Below are 25,284 nucleotides of genomic sequence, written 5' to 3' on the forward strand. Positions count from 1 at the left end.
AAAATGAAATATTTCAAGAATCATTTAGCAGCTGCAGTATTCATTTTTTGTTTTAGTTTTCCAATGTTGTCGCAGCATACAACAACTGCCGAAATAGAACGATTAAAAAAACTATCCCAACAAGTGACCATCATCAGAGATAATTGGGGAATTGCACATGTATATGGCAAAACTGATGCTGATGCCGTTTTTGGAATGTTGTACGCGCAATGTGAAGACGATTTCAAACGGGTAGAAATGAATTATATTGAAAAACTGGGACGCCTTTCAGAAATTAAGGGTCAATCGGTTTTATACAATGATTTAGAAATCAAACTTTTGATAGATACCGAAGAAGCCAAAGCCGATTATAAAAAAGCAGCGCCTTGGTTGAAAAAATTATTAAACAGTTATGCGGACGGAATCAACTTTTACCTCTACAATCACCCCGAAGTAAAACCCGCTTTATTAACACATTTTGAACCATGGTTTCCGTTACTTTGGACGGATGGAAGTATTGGAGCCATAAGCACTGCTGATCTTTCTACTGGAGAATTGAAAGCATTTTATTCCGGAAACACTAATAAAGTAGCGTATATAGAACGGGAAAAAGACGTGCAAACTGGCTCAAACGGATTTGCAATTGCTCCTTCAAAAACAGCATCAGGGAATTCCATTTTATACATTAATCCACATACTACTTTTTATTTCAGGCCAGAAATACAAATGAGCAGCGAGGAAGGATTGAACGCTTACGGAGCAGTAACTTGGGGGCAATTTTTTATTTACCAAGGCTTTAACGAAAATTGTGGCTGGATGCATACCTCTTCAAACGTGGATGTGGCAGATATGTATGCCGAGAAAATCGTGACTAAAAACAATAAACTATTTTACGAATACAACAACAAATTAGTTCCGGTTATCGAGAAAAAAATAACCATAAAATATCTGAAAAACGGAAAATTGATTCCTAAAACATTCAACACCTATTATACCAATCACGGTCCAATCATGGCCAAAAGAGACGGGAAATGGATTAGTTTAAAATCCAATAATCGTTCGATGAAAAGTCTGGAACAAAGTTGGGTGAGAACAAAATCGAAAAGTTTTGAAGAGTATAAAAAGGCAATGGATTTGAAAGCCAATACATCTAACAATACTGTTTATGCCGATAAAGAAGGAAATATTGCCTACTGGCATGGGAATTTTGTTCCTATTCGGGACAAAAAACTAAATTGGTCAAAAGTGATGGACGGCACAACACCGACAACAGAATGGAAAGGATTACACGACGTTTCAGAAACGGTACATTCTTATAATCCCATAAACGGTTGGCTTCAAAACTGTAACTCTACACCGTATACCGTAGCCGGCGAAAATAGTCCGAAAGAAGAAAATTACTTGCCTTACATGGCACCCGATGGAGAAAGTTTCAGAGGATTAAATGCCGTACGATTGTTGAATAAAGGCGATAAATATACGCTCGACAAGGTAATTGCTGACGGTTACGACACGAAACTAACGGCTTTCGAGTTTTTAATTCCATCTTTAATTAACAGTTTCGAAAAAAACATCAGTGCCAATAATCCGCTTTACACAGAACTTTTAGAACCGATAACGCTATTAAAAAATTGGGATTATTACGCCAAAGAAAATTCGGTAGCTACAACTCTGGCTGTGGAATGGGCTTATAAATTAGATCCTATTATTCAAAAAGTATACACTAATGAAGGAGAACTGGACCAAGTGGAAAACACCATAAAATTTACAAAAAATGCTTTTCCAGACCAATTGCTTCCTCAACTACAAATGGTTATAAATGAATTGAAAATCAAATTTGGAACTTGGCAAATTCCTTGGGGAGAAATCAATCGTTTCCAGAGAACATCCGGCGATATTACTATGACTTACAATGATGCCATGGAAAGTTTGCCTATAGGCTATGGACCGGCACTTTGGGGAAGTTTACCAGCTTTTAAAAGCAATTATCAAAAAGACACTAAAAAACGCTATGGAACTAACGGAAATAGTTTTGTGTGTGCGGTAGAATTTGGAACAAAGATAAAAGCTAAATCTTTATTGGCAGGAGGAAACAGTGGCGATCCAAAATCAAAACATTTTTACGACCAAGCTGAAATGTACCGAAAAGGAGAATTTAAAGACGTCTTGTTTTATAAAGATGATGTTCAAAAAAATGCACAAAAAACCTATCACCCCGGCGAGTAATAACTCCTTGGTTCACCATAAGAATTAAAGATACAGTTATAAATTAAAAAAATCAAAGTCCTAATTTTATGACTAATTAATCGAGACATTTGTAAAAATAAAAACACTAAATATGAAAAATATTTTCTTTGCCTTTTTAGGATTTGTATTGTTTTCCAACGGAGCATTCGCACAATTAAAAGCAGTAAAATACACGGATGGAAATCAAAAATTAAATGGATTGTCAATTGCTCCTAAGAAAGGAAGCAAAACTAAACCAGGAATCTTAATCCTTCCCGCTTGGAAAGGAATCGACACGCATTCAAAACAATCTGCAGAAAAACTGTCAGCCATGGGGTATTATGCATTTGTAGCTGATATTTATGGTGAAGGAAACTACCCAACAAACACGCAAGAAGCTGGAAAACAAGCTGGTTTTTACAAAAATAATGTAACTGATTATCAAAGACGCATTCAACTTGCTTTAGATCAATTAGTGAAAGCAGGCGCAAATCCAGATAATATTGTTGTGATAGGCTACTGTTTTGGAGGAACTGGCGTACTTGAAGCAGCAAGAGCAGGAATGAAAATTCAAGGAGCAGTTTCTTTTCACGGAGGTTTAGGACGTGATGCTGCAAGAGTAAATAATCCAATTGCTGCAAAAATTTTGGTGCTACATGGCGCTGATGACCCTTATGTTCCAGTTGCAGAAGTAGCCGCTTTTCAACAAGAAATGAGAGATACCAAAGCAGATTGGGAAATGATTTATTACGCTGATGCAGTACATGCTTTTACAGAGCCTGAAGCTGGAAATGATAATTCTAAAGGAGCCGCTTACAACGAAAAAGCAGCAAAACGTTCTTGGGAACGAATGAATTCTTTCCTGAAAGAAGTTTTGAAATAATTTTTTAAATATATTTTTTAAAAACAGTATAAGTTCGGTTTTTTTGTTAGTTTTATAGATTAAAATTCAACAAAAAGTCTAGAATTTATACTGTTTTTTTTATGTCAAAAAGTAAAATCCGAAACGACAAAACCTGCCTTAATTGCAGATACGTGGTCGAAAATAGATTCTGTCCTAATTGTGGACAAGAAAATACTGATACCCGAAAAACGTTTCACCACCTTTTTATCCATTTTTTTGAGGATTTAACACATTATGAAAACGCTTTTTGGCGAACTATAAAAAATCTTTTATTCAAACCTGCTGCGCTAACTAAAGAATACCTTTCAGGAAAAAGATTGTCTTATTTGGCTCCAGTTCGACTTTATATTTTTATTAGTTTTATCACTTTTCTATTGATTGCCATTTTCCCTGCTGAAATCAATTCTTCTGAAAAAACTATCGAAAAGAAATCCACCATCACCACCAAAAACAAATCGTTTCAGAATACCATAACCAAAAATGATTCGGTTAAAAAGAACCAAACTGATTCAAAAGAAGAAAAAGATTCCATTAAAAACAATATTGCGGTTGTTGACGAGGAATATTTTAGCTATAAATCAGTTCGGGAATTAGATTCGATACAAAAACACGCACCTGAGTCGGAAAAATTATCCGATTTTAGTTATTGGGCCAACAGGAAAGTCCAAGTTGTATTAGACAACAACCCAAAAGGAGACCTATTAAAAAAATTCACAGAATCATTCATCCATAATTTTTCAAAAGTCCTTTTTGTATTCATGCCTATTTTTGCTTTTTCCCTCTGGCTATTCCACAATAAGAAACGCTGGTATTACTTTGATCATGGTATTTTCACCTTACATTACTTTTCCTTTTTGTTATTACTCTTTTTGTTGCTGTTCATGATTAACAAAGGATTGACGCCATTTTCAGAATCGAGTCTCGTTTCTTTCATACAGATACTAATTAATTTTATTGGTATTGGATGGATGTTTTATTATTTCTATCCAGCGCACCGTCGTTTTTATGGGGAAACTCGCTTTATCTCCTTTATAAAATGCAGCCTGCTATTTTTTATCAATTTTATACTAGTCTCTATTATATTATCCCTTTTTGCTCTTTATACATTTATCAATTTACATTAAAAACATGAAAAAAATCCCTTTATTAGGTTTACTGGTAGTTTTAAACATAAGCTGTACTACTCAAAAAGTTAGTATCGCTAACACCGACCCTACAAAATACATGAATACAATTACCGCAGACGAATTAAAAACACACCTTTATATTGTTGCTTCAGACGAAATGGAAGGCCGTGAAACTGGCTCTGCAGGTCAGAAAAAAGCAGGTGTTTACCTCATCGATCAATACAAGAAAAATGCTATTCCTTTTCCTACTGTCGCTTCTGACTATTATCAAAAAATTCCGGCAGCTTTCCTAAATGCAAAACGTAACGAAAACTTACCGGATTCCGAAAACATTTGGGCCTATATTGAAGGTTCTGAAAAACCAAATGAAATTCTGGTAATTTCTGCCCATTACGATCACGTAGGAGCAAAAAACGGAGAGATTTATAACGGTGCCGATGATGATGGCTCCGGAACAGTTGCTTTACTTGAAATTGCACAAGCATTCCAAATTGCTAAAAAAGAAGGACACGGCCCAAAACGCTCTATTCTTTTTCTTCACGTTACCGGTGAGGAACATGGCTTACACGGTTCACGATATTATTCAGAAAATCCTTTATTCCCGTTAGCAAATACCATTACTGATATCAATATTGACATGATAGGCCGTCGTGATGAAGCTCATGCTGGCAGCAATAATTACGTATACGTTATTGGCGCTAACCGCTTATCGACTGATTTAGATAACATTTGTACCCTTGCAAACGCTAAATACACCAATTTGGAATTAGATTATAAATACAACGATCCTAAGGATCCAAACCATTTCTATGAGCGTTCTGACCATTATAATTTTGCTAAAAATGGTGTTCCTTCTGTATTCCTTTTCAATGGAGTGCATGCTGATTACCACAAACCAACGGACAGTCCAGACAAAATTGAATACGATGCCTTAACAAAAAGAGCGCAATTTGCATTTGTAACTGCTTGGGAACTGGCAAACCGAACCGAAAGACCTATTGTAGATAAAAAATAGATTGAAAATTTGGGCACATCCTCGCTTACACTAGCGTTACAGCGTGGTCGGGCTATACGTTACAATCTTTTCTATCCTGTCAGTGTTAAACCCTGACAGGATAGAAAAGGATTTCCACTGCTATCCCTTGTGCAAACCCCATAAAAAAAGAGCTTTGAATCACTTCAAAGCTCTTTTTTTTTATCAATTATTTCTTAAACTCTTTCGTCAAATTCAATTTTATCAGCGCAATCAATTTTATTTAAAGGTTCCTCAAGAGGTAACGTAAAATAAAAAGAAGAGCCTATTCCTTCAATACTTTCAACCCATATTTCACCACCGTTTTTTTCTAAAAACCCTTTCACTAATAATAATCCAATCCCGGCACCTTTGTTCTCTATCCTCGCTTTTGAAAGTATATTCACTTGTGGTGTAAACAGTTTATCTTGGATTTCCTTAGACATACCTACACCGGAATCCTTTATTTGAACTATTATTTTATCATCTTTAATTTTTGCAGAAACGGTAACTTCTCCTCCTGGTAGTGAATGCTTAATAGCATTAGAAACTATATTTTGGATAACAGAGAGTAACATTTTTCCATCTGCAAAAACGCTGGTATTCTCTTTAATATCATGATGCAGATTTATTGTATTTAAAGAAGCAGTATCATTTAGAGTAACAAAAACTTTTTGTACATACTCAACTAGCTCAATTTTCCTTGGTGAAAACACTTCTGCCGCGTATTTTATTCTAGCCCACTCGACTAAGTAGTCTAACATATTTAACTCATCTATTGATGCTTTATAAAGAAGCTCGAGCATTTCTTTAATTGTATCCGGCTTCATCCTTTCGAAATTTGATTTCAAATATCCTGTAGTAGCAATAATACTAGATAATGGACTTCTCAAATCATGCGAAAGTATAGCTAGAACACTTTCTTTATGTGTATTTAGATCTTCAAGATCTTTTACATATTTTTTTATGGCATCTTCAGATTTCTTTCTTTCGGTTAAGTCGCGAAGGATTTTAACATATCCTAATAACTCTCCGTCTATTCCAGTAAGTGGAAAAACCAAACCATAAGCATAAAACTCACTCTTGTCTTTACAGATATGCCATCTGTTATCAGTTGCTCTTCCTTCTTTTAATGCCGTTTCAATTTCATTTTTTGGAATACCATTTCGTATATCTTCTTCAGTAAAAATCAAATCAAAATGCTCTCCTATAATTTCGTCTGGCTCATATCCAAAGATTTTTGATGCTCCGGAACTCCAGCTATTAATTACAAATTCATTATCAAGAGTAAAAATCGAATAATCTTGCAAGCTATCAATTATTTGGCTATAAAACTCAGCTGTTGGAATGTAATTATTTTTAAGAATTTTAGAATTAATTTTCTCGTTTTCCATTAAATGATGTAAATAATATTTAAAATTTTGAAAGCTTATTTTGGGTTGATTTAACTACACAATGCATTCAAAGATACACAAAAGAAAATACGATTTATGTAAAACACAGAATATAACCTTTAACGGGAAAATGTATGGCCTAAAAGCTATTATCTTAATTTATTTGATAATGAAATCCTACATGACTTCTATGATTGCACTGTGATACTATATCCTTTTACAATATTCAAGCCAATAAAATATCACCTACAATCTCACGAAACTTTATCCCACAAAAAAAGCCTCGAATTTCTTCGAAGCTTTTGCTTTCTGGGTGGGAGACGGGGCTCGAACCCGCGACCCTCGGTACCACAAACCGATGCTCTAACCAACTGAGCTACAACCACCATTTGCTTAGCGGTGGCAAAGATACAACTAAACTTTACTTCTGCAAATATTTTTTTTAAAAAATTACACGAAATTTATATCAAATCTCCTAAGCTATTGACTGCCAAATATCTTTCTACAGTAAAACCTTCCGCATGATCCACTCCTGTTAGCCTTCCTAAATCTCTGGAACGGTAATTTAGGCTTTCCAAGAAGTTTTTACTGGTTATTGGCGACTCAGGTTCGTTTGAATTGGCATCATAAAATTGAGAACCGTAAGCTAAAATAGATTCAATTTTTTTATCGGTGAAACCTGTAATATCTACCACAAAATCTGGTTCTATATTTTTCCACTGTATGTAATGGTAGACTAATTTTGGTCGCCAAGCAGTTTGTTTCTCTCCTTCTAGGGTAGTTTCAATCTTAATCAGCCCAGATAAAAAACAAGCATCTGAAACTAATTTGCTTCCCTTTGCATGATCAATATGTCGGTCATCAATCGCATTGCACAAAACAATCTCTGGTTGGTACTTGCGAATCATTTTAATGATTTCTAATTGGTGTTTTTCGTCATTGACAAAAAAACCATCTCGCATTTCTAAATTCTCACGTGCTGAAACACCTAGAATTTTTGCAGCAGCATTCGCTTCCTGATCTCTGATTACCGCTGAACCGCGAGTCCCTAATTCACCACGGGTCAAATCAATAATCCCCACAGTTTTCCCTAAAGAGATTTCTTTTAAAATGGTTCCTGCACAACCCAATTCCACATCATCAGGATGGGCACCAAAAGCTAGTATATCTAATTTCATCTAAAATTCGTTTAATATTTTTTTAATGTTTAAAGTTTCCAATGCTACTGCAAATTCAATATTTTCTTCATTGTCACAGATTTATTGAAACTTTCTTTCCACTCTTTTTCAGGAATACTATCCTTTGTAATGCCACAACCCACATATAAATGCGCTTGATTGTCTTTAATTTGCATACATCGCAAATTAACATACAAATCGGATTTTATTTCTCCTTTATTAAATCCTTCCTTATTTAATTCGCCTAAAAAACCAGTATAATATTCTCTTTCATAACCTTCATTTTGAATAATAAAATCTTTAGCTGTTTCTTTTGGCAATCCACATACTGCGGGAGTTGGATGCAATACAGAAATTACTTGTTTCAAACTTGAACTCTCATTTATAACCCCTTCAATATCTGTTTTAATGTGCGCTAAAGTCCCTGCTTGTATCGTATAAGGACTGGAAACTGACACTTCCGAGGCCAAGTCCTTCAGATTATTCAAAATAAAATCGGTAACAAACTGTTGCTCTTCGATTTCCTTTTTCTCCCAGACTATTTCTTTTGTACCTTGAAGTTTTTGCGTTCCAGCTAATGACATTGTATAAAAAGTATTCGTAGTAGCTTTCAGTAATCGTTCCGGTGTAGCCCCCATCCATAAGCCTATCTTTGGATGAAACCAGCAATAGCAAAAGGCAGTGGGATAATTTTGAATTAATTTTTCGAAAATTGAAACTAAATCAAAATTTGATAAATCAACTATTTCTTTCCGGGACAAAACCACTTTTTTCAAAGTCCCCATTTCAATAGCATCAATTCCTTTTTGAACAAGCATTTCAAAATGTTCTTTAGCTTGCCTATCTTCTGAATCCATGAAATCAGAATCATCATTTTCTTTAAAAGAAGTAATTAGGGCTTCCCATTTTACAGACTGATTTTTAGGAATAAGTATCATTTGACTGCCTTCAAAAGGAGCAAAAACAAAACCTGTTTCTTCAAAATTTTCAGCAAAATATAAATGGTCATTATTCTGAAAAAAACCCACTAATTTGATATCATTTGGTTTTCTGAACAATACAAACGGCAAATTTTGAGCTTTTTGTTGTTTTACTTTTATAAAAAAATCAATCATATATAACTTATTAAAATATAAATTCCATTAACACTCCAAGAATTATTATTTGCTTGATTTTATCAAAACTATTTTGTCAATTTCCCTTTAAAACTGTTATGGCTTTAGCTACAATTGCTTCAATTATTAATCTCCGCTTTTTCTTTTTGGCAAAACCATATTTGTCAGCTTGCAAAGTGAAATTAAATTATTGTTTTCATCTGTAATTCGTATTTCCCAAAGATGAATGCTTCGTCCTTTGTGCAAAATCTTGGCAGTTGCCGTTACAATTCCGTCCCGTTTTGCTTTCAAATGATTGGCTGAGATTTCAATTCCGCGCACTTCGCTTAGTTCAGAATTTATGTAAATCATAGAGGCAGCGCTGCCCACACTTTCTGCTAAAGCCACTGAAGCACCACCATGCAACAATCCCATAGGTTGGTGTACGGAAGGATTCACAGGCATAGTAGCAACAAGAAAATCTTCTCCTGCGTCAGTATATTTAATATTCAACGTTTGCATTAAAGTATTTTTAGATACGTGATTGCAATAATGAAGTATTTTTTCTTTGTCAAATGTCATGTTATTGTCTTTAAAAATGTAAAAATAATTAAAAGATAACTCACATAACAGCAAATACAATTGTTATTCTGATTTCGAAAATAGATTTTTCCTATTTTTACAAAAAATATATCCAGATGCGTCCCAAAATAGTATTGCTTTTTATTGGAATTATAATCACTATCTGTTCCTGCCGTTCTGATTTTGAGACTGTAGCCAGCACAGGAGATTTAGAATTTTCCAAGGATACAATTTACCTAGACACCGTTTTCTCTAACATAGGTTCTAGCACGTACCGACTCAAAGTGTACAACAAAAGTAAAAAAGACATTACGATTCCAAGTATTAAATTAGCAAAAGGACTGAACTCAAAATACCGAATGAGCGTTGATGGAATGCAGGGTACAGACGGTAAAGTTTTTAATAATGTAGATCTTTTAGCCAAAGATAGTTTGTATATTTTCATAGAAACCACCGCCAATATTACTGATGCCAACCCAACCGATTTTTTATACACCGATCAAATTCAGTTTGACAGTGGCGAAAACCTACAAAATGTAGAACTTGTAACACTGATTCAAGACGCTGTTTTTCTTTATCCAAAACGGTTTGCTGACGGAACCACTGAAACACTTCCTATTGGAAACGAAAAAATTAATGGATTTTATCTGGATGAAAATGACTCTGCAAATGGAAATGAATTACAGTTTACCAATGATAAACCGTATGTAATTTATGGCTATGCAGCTGTCCCTTCGGACAAAACAGCCACTTTTGAAGCAGGAACTAGAGTTCATTTCCATACTAATTCAGGGCTTATAGTAGCTAATAATGCCTCCATCAATATTAATGGAACACGCTCAACAACAGATAAACTAGAAAATGAAGTCATTTTCGAAGGGGATCGTTTAGAACCAGATTTTTCTGATGTGCCGGGACAATGGGGAACGATTTGGCTTACTGATGGCAGTACAAATAACACCTTGAATCACCTCACAATTAAAAATGCTACCATTGGATTGTTGATTCAAAATAATGATGGCTCTACAGTTTCTATCAAGAATACCCAAATTTACAACAGCAGTAACTACGGAATTTTGGCGCAGACCGCAAAAATAAACGGAGAAAATGTAGTCATCAACAATGCCGGACAAGCGAGTTTAGCGTGTACCTATGGTGGGAATTATAAGTTCACTCATTGTACTTTCAATAATAACTGGAACAGCTCACAACAAGTTGCGGTATTAGTGAATAATTATATTTTGGGTGCAATTCCGGAAGTGAAAGATTTAACTGCTGCCACTTTTAACAATTGCATCATTTATGGCTCCTATTCAAACGAAATGAGTTTAAGCAAGAAAACAGGAACTACTTTTGAATACCAATTCAATAATTGCCTGATTAAATTTGATAACGTATCCAATCAATTTTCAACAAATCCTGATTATCAATTCAATACTGATACTGCACATTACAACGCTATACTTTTGAACAAGGACCCAAAATTCTTCAACACCTCACAGAACAAATTCAATATTGACGAAACTTCTGCCGCTTTCGCAAAAGGGAATTCAGCCTATCTGATTCCGTTGGATATTATAGGAAACACGAGAACTTTACCACCAGATTTAGGTGCGTATCAAAACAAAGTTTTTCCAAAATAAACTACTCTGAATTAAGCCATATTATGCACTTAAAAGGTTAATTCCAATAATAAAATTGGCTTATAACATCCTATATTCTAACTCGTTGGGTGTACTTCAATTTGTTTAATTTTTTAACCACAGAGAAATAATGATTTAAAATTTTGGAAGGCGTTTCACTTTTTTAGATAAAGCCATAGCTATGTGAACCCAAGACCCGAGCGATAGCGAACAGGCGAAGCAATTGGGCTATCCGGCTCTTTTTTCTATGTTTCTATGTGGTTCATTTTTTTATGAGATTAATTGAAATTATTATTAATTACACCCAATGGGCTATGTTAATGATTATGTTAAGAAAATCTTAATTAACTTCATAATTCCTTAACATAAACCATCAGAAAAGTTATAAATTTGCGGGTCTTCGGTATTTTAAGATTTGAAAATCAAGTTTTTGAAAACTGAAACTAACCCCAAAAACCAAAATAACTTTACATTATGAAAAAAATCTACTCTGCCTTATTATTATTGTTTGTCACAGCAGCAATAGCCCAAATACCAAGCGGCTATTACACCACCGCCTCGGGAACTGGTTACACATTGAAAACACAATTATACAACATCATCAAAGGACATACAGATAACGGATATGCAGGTTTATATACCATATATCAAACATCGGACAGGGATTATTACTTTGAAAATGACGCCACAATTTTAGACATGTATTCTGAAAATCCTGCGGCAACAGATCCTTACAATTACTCCGCGGGAACAACTCAAAGATGTGGAACCTATAGCGTAGAAGGCGATTGCTACAACAGAGAACACATTATTCCACAATCAACTTTCAATTCTGCCGCACCAATGGTCTCTGATGCGCATTTCATCACGCCAACTGACGGTAAAGTAAACGGACAGCGTTCTAATTATCCCCATGGACCAGTGACTTCAGCAACTTGGACTTCTTTAAACGGAAGTAAACTTGGCGCAAGCACAACTTCTGGTTATTCAGGACCTATTTTCGAACCTATTAACGAATTCAAAGGTGACATTGCACGTATGTATTTTTATTTTGCAACACGTTACGAAAATACTGTTGCCGGATATTCCTATGCAATGTTTAATGGTACCAGCAATCAAGTTTATACAACTGCGTTTCTAAACATATTGCTTGCTTGGCACAATCAAGACCCTGTTAGCCCAAGAGAGATTGCTCGTAACAATGCTATTTATACGTCTCAAAATAATAGAAATCCATATATAGATCATCCAGAATATGTACAGTCAATTTGGAACCCAACTACTGATGCACAAGCCCCTACTAATCCAACGAATTTAGTAGCTAGCGGAACAACATCAAATTCCGTTTCATTAAGCTGGACGGCTTCGACTGATAATATTGGTGTGACTGGTTACAATGTATACATGAACAGCGCTTTAAATACTACAGTAACCGGATCAACAACGACTATTACTGGACTAACTGCTTCAACAGCCTATTCATTTTATGTTGTTGCCAAAGATGCTGCTGGAAATTCTTCAGCTTCAAGTAATGTAGTAAATGCTACTACAGCTGCTGGCACATCAATTACGTATTGTGCTTCCCAAGGGAACAGCACAGCAGATGAAAAAATAGGAAAAGTCGTTTTTGGTGCTATAAATAACACCAGTACAGGAACGGCAGGTTATGAAAATTTTACTGCATTAACTACAAATGTAACTTCCGGAACTGCAAATACCATTACGATAACACCATCATGGACAACTACAGCTTTCAGCGAAGGATACGCCGTTTGGATTGATTATAACAAGAACGGATTATTTACAGATGCTGGGGAATTGGCTTGGTCAAAAGCTACTTCAACAACAACTCCGGCAACAGGAACAATCACGATACTAGCTTCGGCAACATTAGGTACTACCAGAATGAGAGTTTCAATGAAATACAATGCCATTCCAACTTCTTGTGAAGCGATTCCGTATGGTCAAGTTGAAGATTATACTGTAAATATAGTTGCCGGAACTGCGGACACAACTGCTCCATCTGCACCTACAGCTTTGACAGCATCGGGAACAACTCAAACTACAACCACTTTATCTTGGAATGCTGCAACCGATAATGTTGGAGTAACCGGATACGACGTATATAGAGGAACTACATTATTAGGTACCGTTTCAACGAGGACGTATAATGTTACAGGATTAACTGCTGCAACAGCTTATACTTTTTCTGTAAAAGCAAAAGATGCAGCAGGAAATATTTCTGCATCAAGCAATGTTGTCAATGTTACAACAACTACCAGTGGTTCCACTGCAACCGATTTATTATTTTCAGAATATATTGAAGGTTCTTCGAATAATAAAGCGTTGGAAATTTCAAATGCAACTGGCGCAGCAATCAACTTGTCGATTTATAGCATCAAAAAACAAACCAACGGCGCTGGTGCTTGGAGCACAGGACTATCTTTAACAGGAACGTTGAATAACGGAAGTAAATTCACTATTGTAAATAGTGCCATGGCATCCAGTTGTTATCCAATAAGCTCTGCAAATCTTTCTACAGCGGCTACTGAAATGGCTTTTAACGGAAACGATGCTATAGGTTTATTCAAAAATGGCGTTTTAATTGACATCATTGGAACTTTTAACGGCGGAACAGCAAATTTTGCCGCTGATGAAACAATCCGAAGAAAAGCTACTGTTACTTCTCCAACAACTACTTTCAATAAAACAACCCAATGGGATTCTTACACTTCAGATACGTGTAACAATTTAGGAAGTCGTATGATTGAAAAAACACCTAAAACAAGTGTTGCTCTTGATATAAATGATATTGCTATTTATCCAAATCCATCTAATGGAACTTTCTCTGTCAATAATTCGAATAAAATGTATTCTATCGAAATTTACTCCATCATTGGTCAGAAAATTTACAGCGAAGAAAATAGCATCAAATCAGAAATTACGCTGCCAAATAGTGTAAAAGGTACGTTTTTAATTCGAGTGACTACCGACTCAAATTCGGTCATCAAGAAATTAATAATCAACTAATTAAAAAAGCGGCAAATTGCCGCTTTTTTTTTACCCAAAATTTAATCTTAATTGACTAAATTTGCACCGCAATACAACAAACTAAAAAACAATGATCCATTTCTTTGAAAACCAAAGCAAAACTGTTTTTGCCGTACACACGCAAAACGAAATTTCGGCTCAAGACATTTCAAAACTTAACTGGCTTTTTGCCGATTCAAATAAAATAGAAAAATCCGTACTGACGGATTTTTTTGTTGGTCCTCGTGCCACAATGATAACGCCTTGGAGCACTAATGCAGTGGAAATCACCCAAAACATGGGAATATCCGGCATCATTAGAATCGAAGAATTTCATAAAGCAACAGCTGATTTTTCTGATTTTGACCCAATGCTTTCGCAAAAATACGCCGAGTTAAATCAAGATATTTTTACTATCAATGTACTTCCTGAAGCAATTTTGGACATCGATGATATTGCTGCTTACAACAAACAAGAAGGATTGTCTTTGAGTCCCGAAGAAGTGGAATATTTAGATAATCTAGCGATTAAATTAGGACGAAAACTAACGGATTCTGAAATTTTTGGTTTCTCACAAGCCAATTCAGAACACTGTCGTCACAAGATTTTCAACGGAAAATTCATCATTGACGGGGAAGATAAAGAATCTTCTTTGTTCAAATTAATCAAGAAAACGTCACAAGAAAACCCTAACGATATTGTTTCGGCTTATAAAGATAACGTTGCTTTTGTAAAAGGGCCACGTGTACAACAATTTGCTCCTAAAAGTGCTCATAAACCTGATTTTTATGAAGTAAAAGAATTTGATTCGGTTATCTCCTTAAAAGCAGAAACACACAATTTCCCAACAACAGTAGAGCCTTTCAATGGGGCTGCTACTGGTTCTGGTGGAGAAATACGTGACCGTTTAGCAGGTGGACAAGGTTCTTTGCCAATGGCAGGAACAGCAGTTTACATGACTTCATACTCTCGTTTAGCCGAAAACAGACCATGGGAAAACGGTATGACCGAAAGAAAATGGCTGTATCAAACCCCAATGGATATTTTGATCAAAGCGTCAAACGGAGCTTCTGATTTTGGAAATAAATTTGGACAACCGTTAATTACAGGTTCTATCCTGACTTTCGAACACGAAGAAGATGCTCGCAAACTAGGTTTCGACAAAGTGATTATGCAAGCGGGTGGAATTGGATACGGAAAATTAGACCAAGCGATTAAGAAAAAACCACAAACAGGTGATAAAATTGTCATCCTTGGTGGTGAAAATTATAGAATTGGAATGGGTGGAGCTGCAGTTTCTTCAGCAGATACCGGAGCTTTTAGTTCAGGAATTGAATTGAATGCAATCCAACGTTCTAACCCAGAAATGCAAAAACGTGCTGCCAATGCCATTCGTGGTTTGGTAGAAAGTGATATCAATCCAATTGTTTCGATTCACGATCACGGAGCTGGTGGACATTTAAACTGTCTTTCGGAATTAGTGGAAGATACCGGTGGATTAATTGATTTAGACAAATTGCCTGTGGGAGATCCTACCCTTTCGGCAAAAGAAATAATTGGTAACGAATCTCAAGAAAGAATGGGATTGGTTATCGCAAAAGAAAACATCGATTTATTACAAAAAATAGCTGACCGTGAGCGTTCACCAATGTACCAAGTGGGTGACGTAACAGGAGATCACCGTTTTACTTTTCAATCAAAATCAACTGGTGCTAAACCAATGGATTTTGCTTTGGAAGACTTTTTTGGAAGTTCTCCAAAAGTGGTCATGACGGACAAAACAATCGAAAGAAACTATACTGATTTAGTATACGACAAGAAAAACATTTCAACCTATTTAGAGCAAGTGCTTCAACTGGAAGCGGTTGCTTGTAAAGACTGGTTAACTAACAAAGTAGACCGTTGTGTGGGTGGTAAAGTTGCCAAACAACAATGTGCCGGTCCGTTGCAATTACCATTGAATAATTGTGGTGCAATGGCCTTGGATTACCAAGGAATAGAGGGAATTGCCACTTCAATTGGTCACTCTCCAGTTGCAGCGTTAATTGATCCTGTTGCGGGAAGTAGAACGGCTATTGCAGAGGCATTGTCTAACATTGTTTGGGCGCCAATAAAAGATGGTTTAGCTGGACTTTCATTGTCAGCAAACTGGATGTGGGCTTGTAAAAACGAAGGGGAAGACGCTCGTTTATACGCAGCTGTACAAGGTTGTTCGGATTTTGCAATCGAATTAGGAATCAATATTCCAACCGGAAAAGACTCCCTTTCCATGAAACAAAAATATCCAAATGAAGAAGTAATCGCACCGGGAACGGTAATTATTTCGGCAGGTGGAAATTGTACCGATATTAGAAAAGTAGTAGAGCCTGTTTTACAAAGAGACGGCGGTTCTATTTATTACATCAATTTGTCACAAGATGATTTCAAATTAGGAGGTTCTTCGTTTGCACAAACGTTGAATACTATTGGAAAAGAAGTACCAACGATTAAAGATGCTGCATTTTTCAAAAGAGCCTTTAATACCATTCAGGAATTAATTTTAGAAAACAATATCCTTGCAGGACACGATATAGGAAGTGGTGGTTTGATTACTACTTTATTGGAAATGTGTTTTGCTGATGTGAATTTAGGAGCTAAAATAGATTTCTCGGGATTCGAAGAAAAAGACATTATCAAATACCTTTTTGCAGAAAATATTGGTATTGTTTTCCAAGCAAAATCGGATGCTGAAGTGGAATCTAAATTAAACGCCAATAACGTTTCTTTCTATAAATTAGGAACTGCAACGAGTGAAGCGACTTTAGACCTTGGTCATTTGACTTTTGACATAACTACTTACAGAGACATTTGGTTCAAAACTTCTTTCTTATTAGACCAAAAACAATCGAAAAACGGAACAGCTCAAGCACGTTTTGACAATTATAAAAATCAAGCGTTACAGTATACATTCCCTGCACATTTTACAGGAAAATTACCTGTCATCTCGAGCGCAGTCGAGAGACCTAAAGCCGCTATTATCCGTGAAAAAGGAAGTAACTCGGAGCGTGAAATGGCAAATGCGATGTACTTAGCCGGTTTTGATGTAAAAGATGTTCACATGACCGATTTGATTTCAGGTCGTGAAACTTTGGAAGACATTCAGTTCATTGGAGCTGTTGGTGGTTTCTCTAATTCAGATGTATTGGGTTCTGCCAAAGGTTGGGCCGGAGCATTTTTATACAATGAAAAAGCAAAAACAGCTTTAGACAATTTCTTCAAAAGAGAAGATACGTTGTCTGTTGGAATTTGTAATGGTTGTCAATTGTTTATGGAATTAGAAGTAATTAATCCAGAGCATGAAGTACACGGAAAAATGCTGCACAACGAAAGTCATAAACACGAAAGTATTTTTACATCAGTAACGGTACAGGAAAACAATTCAGTGATGCTTTCTTCGTTAGCAGGAAGTACGCTTGGAGTTTGGGTTTCACACGGAGAAGGAAAATTTAACTTACCGATGGGTGAAGAAAATTATAACATTGTTGGAAAATATGGCTACGAAAGCTATCCTGCTAATCCTAATGGTTCAGATTATAATACAGCGATGTTGTGTGATAAAACGGGTCGCCACTTGGTGATGATGCCACACATTGAGCGTTCTACGTTTCAATGGAACTGGGCACATTATCCAAAAGATAGAAATGATGAAGTTTCGCCTTGGCATGAAGCTTTTGTCAATGCCAGAAAATGGATGGATAAAAAATAATTTTTTGATTTACTATAAAAAAGCGTTCCTGAAAAGGAGCGCTTTTTTTTATGGAGTTAATTTAAAAGTTATTTTCATGATTTGTAAGATAATATTTAAATTGTATCTTTGAAAGTAATACGCTACGGAGTAGCACCTATCCACCCAAAATGAGAGGTATAAGCGCTACTTTGTAGCGCATATATACTAGTTATAGGCAACCCGAAAACAACCGCATAGAATTCAAGAACCTAACGCAACATCGATACAAATTAAAAAAATGAGAATTAGAAAAATACAATTAAAAAATGGTTACAAAAGATTCCATGATTTGACAATAGACTTAGGAGATGACCCTAAAAGAATAATTGCGCTTGTGGGACCTAATGGTTGTGGAAAAAGTAGTGTTTTAGACGGTTTACTCTACTTGAACAATGTTCATGGATTATTAGGAAATAAAGACTCTAAAGACCATAATTATCATTCAATGACCCAAACGCCAAATTATGACTGGCAAAATATTATAGTTGACTTCACAACAAATAACTATCAAACTATTAGGCGAGAAAGGCAACAATTGGGAAAAGAAAATACTATTTTCTCTTTTAGAAGCCCATACCGTTATAACAACGCTTTAAAAGTAACTCAATCACAAGCAACATCAGAAATTAGACTTAATAATTACGGAGCTTCAACTTCTTCTGATTTAGATGATAAAATGGTTGAAAATTACAGAAGACTTTACATAAAATTTAATAAATATTTAAATCAAACTGACTGTAAGCCAAGTGAGGCTAAAACTAAAATAATTGGAGATTTAAACAATTCACTTAAAAATTGTCTTGACCTAGAAATAATTAGTATTGGTGATATTGAAGCAAGTCAAGGAACTTTATATTTTAAAAAAGAAGACCATCCAAAAGAATTTGAGTTTAATGTTCTATCGTCTGGCGAAAAGGAAGTTGTCGATATTTTATTAGATCTATATTTAAGACAAGATGAATACAACGATACAGTTTTTTTAATTGACGAACCCGAACTGCATATTAATACATCTATTCAGAAAAAATTGTTGCTTGAAATAAATAAATTAGTTGGTGAGAACTGTCAAATATGGATTACAACACATAGTATTGGTTTTTTAAGAGCATTGCAAGAAGATTTAAAAGAAGATTGTCAGATAATCCAATTTAGAAAAGGGATTAATTGGGCATCTACTCCGCAGATACTTTTACCAATTAAAAAGTCTTTAGCAAAATGGAAAGAAATATTTGAAACTGCATTAGACGATTTAACAGGATTGGTTAGTCCAAGACGTATCGTTTACTGCGAGGGTAAAGACCGACCTGGTGCGAATGGCCAAGAGAAAGGATTTGATGCTAAAGTTTTCAATAATATTTTTGGAGAAAAATATCACGATACATTATTTATTTCAAGTGGTGGCAATACAGAACTAGACCAAAGAAGCGAAGTTGCGCTGGCAATTTTGACAAAAGTTTTTTCCGATATAGAAATTTTTGTTTTTAAAGACAGAGATGTTTCATCTGGCAGAAAAAATGACGAAAACGATAGACAAGTATACTTAAAAACTAATCCCAATTATTTCAGAATTATGAAAAGATGGGAAATTGAAAATTATCTTTTTGACAAAGAAGTCTTAATTGATTTTTGCAATGCAAATAATTTAACATTTAACGAAACTGAGTATGATAAGTTTGTAACAAACATAATTGACGATAACATAAAAGATGAAACAAATAGAATAAGAAATTTTTGTGGCATCACTGCAAGCGTAAGTGCAGAAAGCTTTAAACTAACTTTATCAGAATATGTTACTCAAGATATGGAAGTTTATAAAGAACTTGAACGTTGTATATTCAATAGAGAATAAACGGGCAGCCTATAACAGCCGTTTGGCAAGATTGCGAATTTTGTGGTAAATTCACGTTTGCGTTCCGCAAGAAATTTTATATTTAGTGGAAAATAAACGGTTACGAAGTTCGCAACCTCGCCAAGCGGCGGAACGTTGGTGGCAAGTGTTACGCAGAATGAACCTATAAAGTTGATGAAATATACAATTAAAATCCCTAAACCTTGTAATGAAAATTGGAGTAAAATGACTCCAACAGAAAGAGGTATGTTTTGTTCAAATTGTAGAAAAGAAGTAATTAATTACCAATATTATTCCGATAATCAACTTTTGAAAAGTTTAAATGAAAGTAAAAAAATTTGTGGAAGGTTTTCACCAAATCAAATTGATAAAGAGATAAACCTATTAGAAACAAATCGTTTTCATCGAATTGGATTACTACTTGGTTTTTCATCTTTGTTTTTATCAACAGCTGTTTATTCCCAAAATGAAAAATCAAAAACAGAAATTATTGAAAATAAATCAAAGGATGAACTGAAACAAAAAAGCTCAGATGAGTTTACTACGTTTTACGGCAAAATAATGGAGAAGCCTAGAAATAATAATGAGAACACCTACCCTATTCCAGGAGTCAATATTATTCAAAAAGGAACAAAAAATATTGTACAATCAAATTTTGCTGGAGACTTTAAAATTAAAATTCCAATTGAAGATTTTGAAGATAAAGTTGTTCTTGTCTTTAATTATATAGGAATGGATTCAAAAGAAGTAGAAGTTTTTAAAACAAAAAACAACCTAAAAATAGAAATGATTTTAAGTGATGTATTAATGGGGGAAGTTATAATTGTCAAAACTAAGAAAAAAAATATTTTTACAAGAATTGGAAATCTATTCAAATAGAGAATACCAGCCACTAACAGCTACTCCTATGTAAAGCATCGTAAAGTTATTCACAACTTTTGAGAGGGTTATATGTTGGTTATTTTAAGAAAAAAAACTCGTAAATTTATAACTTTAACAAAAGAATCGTTTATGATGAAATTTTGGATTATTGCAATATTAATTTTTGCTGCTTCAACTTACATTCTTTCGAAATTTACTTTGAAAGAAAACAGAAAAGAAACTGGCGAAAAAGTTTGGAAATATGGGTATGGAAGATCTACGTATTGGCGAATTCTTTGTTTATGTAGTTTCGGAATAACAGTTGCAATAATGCTTGTTATGCATTGGATAGGAATTCCTATACTACCGCGCTGATCTGCCACAATCGTTAGCACAGTTTTACAAATTCTACTCAGAAAGTCAATATTAGGATTTCTGACTGAAACAATTACTATCGCTTTATGTTTTAGGATTGTTTACGAAATACATTTTCATCATCCCTCGATTTTTTACTTCAATTTCACCTCTATAATCACAATCAAAAATATCCTTAATCAGTTTATACGTGTTTTCGGATATATTAATTTTCCCGGGTTCTGAATTAGATTCCATGCGAGAAGCAATGTTTACTGTATCTCCCCAAATGTCGTACGCAAATTTCTTGGTTCCAACTACTCCTGCTACCACCGGACCGGAATTGATCCCGATGCGAATTTCAAAACGGGTTTCATTTAGTGGATTATTATTTTTTGAATCCTTAACAAAAGAGGCAATTTCAAAAGCCGCTTTTACCATTTTATAAGCATGATCTTCTGTTGAAAATGGCAAACCTCCTGCGCACATATAACAATCACCTACTGTTTTGATTTTTTCTAAATCATACTTTTCCATGATTGCATCAAATTTCGAGAAATAATAGTCCACACTTTCTACCAATTTTTCTGGCGGTAGTTTTTCTGCATATTGGGTAAATGCCTCAAAATCGGTAAATAATACAGTAACCGATTCAAACCTTTTAGCGAGTACTTTACCATTTTGCTTTAGCTCTTGAGCGGTTTCCTCAGGAAGAATATTTAGCAATAAGCTGTTTGACCGATTCTTTTCTTCTTCAATAATGACATTGGTTTTCTTTATGAATTTATACCGTCTAAACATCCCGAAAGCGAGTAAAAAAACCAATCCAGAGGAAATGGTAGAGGAAATGACAATAATTTGTCGGTTTTTTTTTCCTTGATTGAGTAAATCAACTTCAATTTGTTTCTGGGAAACCTCAAAATTCGTTCGCAAATCAGCCATTTGCTGAACCGATTTAAGATTAGTGACACTATCCCGATAAATAATATGATTCTTGTAATGCTTAAAGGATTCGACGGGATTTCCGGATATTTGATACAGTTCTGAAAGTTTGAGATTTGAATTACTTATTTGGTCTTTTAAACCATATTTTTGAGCTAGCTCCAGACTTCTCTGCGCATAATTGAGCGCAACAGCCTGGTTATTTTGTTTTAAATAAATAGCTGACATGTAGGTCAGGTAATCTGAAATTGCATAATAATCCTTTAGTTCTTCCAGAATTTTTATGGCTTTACTTATATATTTCATAGCCAAAACATCCTTTCCCTGCTCAGCATATACCATTCCTATATTTCCTAAATTATAGGCAGTACCAATTAAGTAATCAGCTTTCTTGAAGATTTCACCGGACTCTTTAAAATTCCTTAATGCTAAATCATATTTCTTGTTTTTAAAATATTCATCTCCTGCATTTAATAAAGCTGACGCCAGACCTATAAAATTATCCGTATTTCTCAATAATTCAATGGCTTTGTTGTAATATAAATAAGCATTTTTAGAATTCCCCATAACCGAATATACATCGGCAATAGAGGAATAAGCCATTCCTTGACCCGCACTATATTTTGCTTTGCTGGCTGCTGCTTCACTTTTAAAAAAAGCGTCTAAAGATTTATTTAAGTCTCCTATAAGTCTGAGCTTATTTCCTTTTTGAAAATATCCTCTGTGCAGGTATAAATAGTTATTTTCTAACTTTGACAGCGCAATAAGTTCCTCAGCATATTTTAAGGACAACCTGAGATTATTCACTTCATTAAAAGATAAATTCCTAAGTAATTCTAATTTTTCAGCATTTTCAATATTCCCTCTTTGATAAATTTTCACAAGGCTGTCCGCAACTTTTTGCTCCTGGGCTAAAATACTTAAGTGCACAAAAAAAACAAAAAGAGAGACTTTAAAAGAATATTTAAAACTCAATTGCATTAGGGATTTATGGCTAATTTGGGATCAATACTAAATGTTTTAAACAAATTACCGGAATCATAAACACTAAAATTGATGTTATAAATATCCAACTGATTGATTAAATTAGGGTCGTTTTTGACATTGGCAGATGCGTTTCCAGACCTTCCTCCCGATCCATAAATAGTAGCATTATCAAAAAAATTAACGTCATTGGATTTGGACTCATAATCAATACTATCGATTGCCACAGAATATCCAGAATCTCTTGAAACACCAACCCACTTTACATTATTATTGATAAACACATAGGATTTAAAATCTTCTAAAGTTCCATTTTGAGACCTTCCGGAATTATCATCGGATAATCTGCAACAGCTATCAATTTGAGGTTGTGATGGATCATTCATTCCATAAAGAGTTGCTGCTTGAACAGTCAACGTGATTACAACAGGCTTTGCCATGATTACTATATTTAAAGGTTAATAAATTCTGATTCAGAAAACTATTAATTTAAAAATGGCTGGGGAAACCAAGAAATCAAGATTTGGAGGTAACAATCTAATTATAAGGTAAATATAATATATATTTTTAAAATAAAGTAGTATATTTAAAGGATTTTAATCCAAATTCATTCTTATGAATATTGAACACCAACCAATTGACTGGAAAGAAATATTTCATCCAAAAAATATTATTCTAAATTTAGTGGGTGTAGTATTCATTACATTGGCATTAAAAGGATTTATGATACCCAATAAATTTTTGGATGGCGGTATTATAGGCATCTCGATACTCACTCATGAAATCACTCATCTGCCATTTGGAATTCTTGTTTTAGGCTTAAACATACCGTTCTTGTTTTTAGGAAAAAAGCTATTGGGAAAAACATTTGCCATACAAAGTTTGATAACTTTTTTATTGCTCGCCGCAAGTATGACTTTTATTGATATTGATGCTGTTACCACAGATCGTCTTTTGATTGCGTTGTTTGGCGGTTGCCTAATAGGTATCGGGATGGGATTGTGTATTCGGAGCGGCTCCACTGCTGATGGTGTAGAAATTTTAGCTTTATTGACTACCCGAAAAATTGGACTCAACGTATCCGAAGTTATCTTTGGGATGAATACCTTATTATTTTTGGCTGCAGCCTGGTCTTTTGGCATTGGGACAGCATTGTATTCTATTGTCACTTATTTTTCAGCTATAAAATCACTCGATTATATCACGCATGGCTTGGAACAATATACTTCCTTGCATATCATTTCATCCAAAAGTGAAATTATTAAATCTTTGATTGTGAAAAAATTTGGGAAAGGAATCACAATAATTAAAGGGGAACGGGGTTACTTACCTGATACTTTCGATTTAAGAACTGACTGTGACATTATCATCACAGTCGTAACACGACTTGAATTGCTTAGAATCAAAGATGAGATAAAAAAAATAGACCCCAATGCTTTTATGTTTATCCAATATATCAAAGAAGCCAGCGGCGGAATTCTAAGAAACAAACAAAAACACTAATATCTGAAATCCATGAAATGGGCTTCTCACAAAGATACCTTCATGGTGTGCACCTTATTTTAAAATTTAATTGTAGCTGTAAATATGAAAAACTGGAATCTTTTGTATACCAATGTCATGGATTGTTTAAAAACACAATTGTCTCCTTTTCTCATTTATCACCATTGGAAACACACGCAACATGTGCTGGAAGCATCGGAATATATCGCACAACAAGAAAATATAACTGAGGAAAATATTCTGCTTATTAAAACTGCCGCCTTGTTTCATGATGCCGGATTTATCAACGGAGTTAATGAAGGGCATGAAGAAGAAAGCATTCGGTTTGCTGAAAAAAAGTTACCGGAATTTGGATACACCAAAAAAGAAATTGAAATCATAGCCGGTATGATAAGAGCAACTGCATTACCTCAAAAACCAAAAACCAAATTAGAATGCATCCTTGCAGATGCCGATGTCGAAAACTTAGGGACAGATAATTTTGAGCGCATAAGAAATAAACTCTATCTGGAATTGAAACATTATAATCCAAATCTCACCTTGGAAGATTGGAACGAGATGCAAATTAATTTTCTTCAATCGCACTTTTATCATACCGATTATTGCATTCATAATAGAACTGCAGTAAAAGAGAAGAATCTTAAACAACTAATTAAACAAAGAAAATTAGAAAAGGGATAAAATAGACTTAGTTGTAGTTCATAAATAATGGCAGTAATTTTATTTTACATGCATGTCTAAAAATAATTATGAGAGAATAATATCATTCGCTGATGAAGTTTTTCCTGTCAAAAATGATTTAAAATAGGAACAACTCCGTTGTCTACATTTTTAATAGGTTATTATTTGCGCAAAA

At 34.6% G+C, this 25,284-nt stretch carries 18 protein-coding genes and 1 tRNA gene; 12 read left to right on the forward strand and 7 right to left on the reverse strand.

The genetic code is table 11. The features are described 5' to 3' along the window. The first annotated feature begins 3 nt into the window (after positions 1-3). The 4 genes from ACNQF8_RS10400 (at position 4) to ACNQF8_RS10415 (ending at position 5,251) form a co-directional block, all read left to right on the forward strand. On the forward strand, positions 4-2,205 hold the full coding sequence (locus ACNQF8_RS10400) for a penicillin acylase family protein (protein ID WP_417953577.1): 2,202 nt from the start codon (positions 4-6) through the stop codon (positions 2,203-2,205). 112 nt (positions 2,206-2,317) lie between these two features. Beyond that, positions 2,318-3,088: a dienelactone hydrolase family protein gene (locus ACNQF8_RS10405; RefSeq protein ID WP_417953576.1), complete on the forward strand. Its 771-nt coding sequence runs from the start codon at positions 2,318-2,320 to the stop codon at positions 3,086-3,088. A 101-nt stretch (positions 3,089-3,189) separates the two neighbouring features. After that, a complete protein-coding gene (locus tag ACNQF8_RS10410) occupies positions 3,190-4,233 on the forward strand; it encodes a DUF3667 domain-containing protein (RefSeq protein WP_417953575.1) in 1,044 nt (347 codons plus the stop codon). Positions 4,234-4,237: 4 nt separating this feature from the next. Then, positions 4,238-5,251, forward strand: coding sequence for a M28 family metallopeptidase (locus ACNQF8_RS10415; RefSeq protein ID WP_417953574.1), 1,014 nt, complete (start codon positions 4,238-4,240; stop codon positions 5,249-5,251). Between the two features lie 194 nt (positions 5,252-5,445). Here ACNQF8_RS10415 and ACNQF8_RS10420 read toward each other — a convergent pair whose 3' ends face one another. The 5 genes from ACNQF8_RS10420 to ACNQF8_RS10440 all read right to left on the reverse strand — a co-directional run bounded on the left by ACNQF8_RS10420 (position 5,446) and on the right by ACNQF8_RS10440 (position 9,496). Then, positions 5,446-6,642, reverse strand: a complete 1,197-nt coding sequence (locus ACNQF8_RS10420) for a PAS domain-containing sensor histidine kinase (RefSeq protein WP_417953573.1) — start codon at positions 6,640-6,642, stop codon at positions 5,446-5,448. 311 nt (positions 6,643-6,953) lie between these two features. Further along, positions 6,954-7,029 (reverse strand) — tRNA-His (locus ACNQF8_RS10425). 74 nt (positions 7,030-7,103) lie between these two features. Continuing rightward, complete coding sequence (gene bshB1, locus ACNQF8_RS10430) at positions 7,104-7,820, reverse strand: bacillithiol biosynthesis deacetylase BshB1 (RefSeq protein ID WP_417953572.1); 717 nt, start codon at positions 7,818-7,820, stop codon at positions 7,104-7,106. 44 nt (positions 7,821-7,864) lie between these two features. Beyond that, complete coding sequence (locus tag ACNQF8_RS10435) at positions 7,865-8,935, reverse strand: isochorismate synthase (RefSeq protein ID WP_417953571.1); 1,071 nt, start codon at positions 8,933-8,935, stop codon at positions 7,865-7,867. A 126-nt stretch (positions 8,936-9,061) separates the two neighbouring features. Beyond that, positions 9,062-9,496 (reverse strand): PaaI family thioesterase, encoded by a 435-nt coding sequence (locus tag ACNQF8_RS10440; RefSeq protein WP_315208063.1) that lies wholly within the window; start codon positions 9,494-9,496, stop codon positions 9,062-9,064. 116 nt (positions 9,497-9,612) lie between these two features. On the opposite strand from ACNQF8_RS10440, the gene ACNQF8_RS10445 reads away from it, so the two are divergent. The 6 genes from ACNQF8_RS10445 (at position 9,613) to ACNQF8_RS10470 (ending at position 21,020) form a co-directional block, all read left to right on the forward strand. After that, positions 9,613-11,139 (forward strand): hypothetical protein, encoded by a 1,527-nt coding sequence (locus ACNQF8_RS10445; RefSeq protein ID WP_417953570.1) that lies wholly within the window; start codon positions 9,613-9,615, stop codon positions 11,137-11,139. A 474-nt stretch (positions 11,140-11,613) separates the two neighbouring features. After that, positions 11,614-14,169 (forward strand): endonuclease, encoded by a 2,556-nt coding sequence (locus ACNQF8_RS10450; protein WP_417953569.1) that lies wholly within the window; start codon positions 11,614-11,616, stop codon positions 14,167-14,169. 91 nt (positions 14,170-14,260) lie between these two features. Then, complete coding sequence (purL, locus tag ACNQF8_RS10455) at positions 14,261-17,914, forward strand: phosphoribosylformylglycinamidine synthase (protein ID WP_417953568.1); 3,654 nt, start codon at positions 14,261-14,263, stop codon at positions 17,912-17,914. A 259-nt stretch (positions 17,915-18,173) separates the two neighbouring features. Then, positions 18,174-19,784: an AAA family ATPase gene (locus ACNQF8_RS10460; protein WP_315208057.1), complete on the forward strand. Its 1,611-nt coding sequence runs from the start codon at positions 18,174-18,176 to the stop codon at positions 19,782-19,784. 174 nt (positions 19,785-19,958) lie between these two features. Beyond that, positions 19,959-20,663 carry a carboxypeptidase-like regulatory domain-containing protein gene (locus ACNQF8_RS10465; RefSeq protein ID WP_417953567.1) on the forward strand — a complete coding sequence of 235 codons (705 nt, stop codon included), beginning with the start codon at positions 19,959-19,961 and terminating at the stop codon, positions 20,661-20,663. Between the two features lie 132 nt (positions 20,664-20,795). Further along, positions 20,796-21,020 (forward strand): hypothetical protein, encoded by a 225-nt coding sequence (locus ACNQF8_RS10470; RefSeq protein ID WP_417953566.1) that lies wholly within the window; start codon positions 20,796-20,798, stop codon positions 21,018-21,020. Between the two features lie 84 nt (positions 21,021-21,104). On the opposite strand, the gene ACNQF8_RS10475 is transcribed toward ACNQF8_RS10470, so the two are convergent. Then, the gene (locus ACNQF8_RS10475) at positions 21,105-22,823 is read right to left on the reverse strand and encodes an adenylate/guanylate cyclase domain-containing protein (RefSeq protein ID WP_417953565.1); all 1,719 of its coding nucleotides are present in this window, start codon (positions 22,821-22,823) and stop codon (positions 21,105-21,107) included. 98 nt (positions 22,824-22,921) lie between these two features. Then, positions 22,922-23,365 (reverse strand): hypothetical protein, encoded by a 444-nt coding sequence (locus tag ACNQF8_RS10480; protein WP_417953564.1) that lies wholly within the window; start codon positions 23,363-23,365, stop codon positions 22,922-22,924. Positions 23,366-23,540: 175 nt separating this feature from the next. Here ACNQF8_RS10480 and ACNQF8_RS10485 point away from each other — a divergent pair, with 175 nt between their 5' ends. Together ACNQF8_RS10485 and ACNQF8_RS10490 are read left to right on the forward strand one after the other, a co-directional pair. Then, on the forward strand, positions 23,541-24,428 hold the full coding sequence (locus ACNQF8_RS10485; RefSeq protein ID WP_315208048.1) for a YitT family protein: 888 nt from the start codon (positions 23,541-23,543) through the stop codon (positions 24,426-24,428). A gap of 84 nt (positions 24,429-24,512) precedes the next feature. Beyond that, positions 24,513-25,109, forward strand: coding sequence for an HD domain-containing protein (locus tag ACNQF8_RS10490; RefSeq protein WP_417953563.1), 597 nt, complete (start codon positions 24,513-24,515; stop codon positions 25,107-25,109). Positions 25,110-25,284: the final 175 nt, after the last annotated feature.

The organism is Flavobacterium labens, from assembly GCF_048286755.1.
Taxonomy (GTDB): domain Bacteria; phylum Bacteroidota; class Bacteroidia; order Flavobacteriales; family Flavobacteriaceae; genus Flavobacterium.

Bases quoted from the DNA above. Each gene is read 5' to 3' on its own strand.
- ACNQF8_RS10400 (WP_417953577.1), top strand. From the start codon at position 4: ATGAAATATTTCAAGAATCATTTAGCAGCTGCAGTATTCATTTTTTGT.
- ACNQF8_RS10405 (WP_417953576.1), top strand. From the start codon at position 2,318: ATGAAAAATATTTTCTTTGCCTTTTTAGGATTTGTATTGTTTTCCAAC.
- ACNQF8_RS10410 (WP_417953575.1), top strand. From the start codon at position 3,190: ATGTCAAAAAGTAAAATCCGAAACGACAAAACCTGCCTTAATTGCAGA.
- ACNQF8_RS10415 (WP_417953574.1), top strand. From the start codon at position 4,238: ATGAAAAAAATCCCTTTATTAGGTTTACTGGTAGTTTTAAACATAAGC.
- ACNQF8_RS10420 (WP_417953573.1), bottom strand. From the start codon at position 6,642: ATGGAAAACGAGAAAATTAATTCTAAAATTCTTAAAAATAATTACATT.
- bshB1 (WP_417953572.1), bottom strand. From the start codon at position 7,820: ATGAAATTAGATATACTAGCTTTTGGTGCCCATCCTGATGATGTGGAA.
- ACNQF8_RS10435 (WP_417953571.1), bottom strand. From the start codon at position 8,935: ATGATTGATTTTTTTATAAAAGTAAAACAACAAAAAGCTCAAAATTTG.
- ACNQF8_RS10440 (WP_315208063.1), bottom strand. From the start codon at position 9,496: ATGACATTTGACAAAGAAAAAATACTTCATTATTGCAATCACGTATCT.
- ACNQF8_RS10445 (WP_417953570.1), top strand. From the start codon at position 9,613: ATGCGTCCCAAAATAGTATTGCTTTTTATTGGAATTATAATCACTATC.
- ACNQF8_RS10450 (WP_417953569.1), top strand. From the start codon at position 11,614: ATGAAAAAAATCTACTCTGCCTTATTATTATTGTTTGTCACAGCAGCA.
- purL (WP_417953568.1), top strand. From the start codon at position 14,261: ATGATCCATTTCTTTGAAAACCAAAGCAAAACTGTTTTTGCCGTACAC.
- ACNQF8_RS10460 (WP_315208057.1), top strand. From the start codon at position 18,174: ATGAGAATTAGAAAAATACAATTAAAAAATGGTTACAAAAGATTCCAT.
- ACNQF8_RS10465 (WP_417953567.1), top strand. From the start codon at position 19,959: ATGAAATATACAATTAAAATCCCTAAACCTTGTAATGAAAATTGGAGT.
- ACNQF8_RS10470 (WP_417953566.1), top strand. From the start codon at position 20,796: ATGATGAAATTTTGGATTATTGCAATATTAATTTTTGCTGCTTCAACT.
- ACNQF8_RS10480 (WP_417953564.1), bottom strand. From the start codon at position 23,365: ATGGCAAAGCCTGTTGTAATCACGTTGACTGTTCAAGCAGCAACTCTT.
- ACNQF8_RS10485 (WP_315208048.1), top strand. From the start codon at position 23,541: ATGAATATTGAACACCAACCAATTGACTGGAAAGAAATATTTCATCCA.
- ACNQF8_RS10490 (WP_417953563.1), top strand. From the start codon at position 24,513: ATGAAAAACTGGAATCTTTTGTATACCAATGTCATGGATTGTTTAAAA.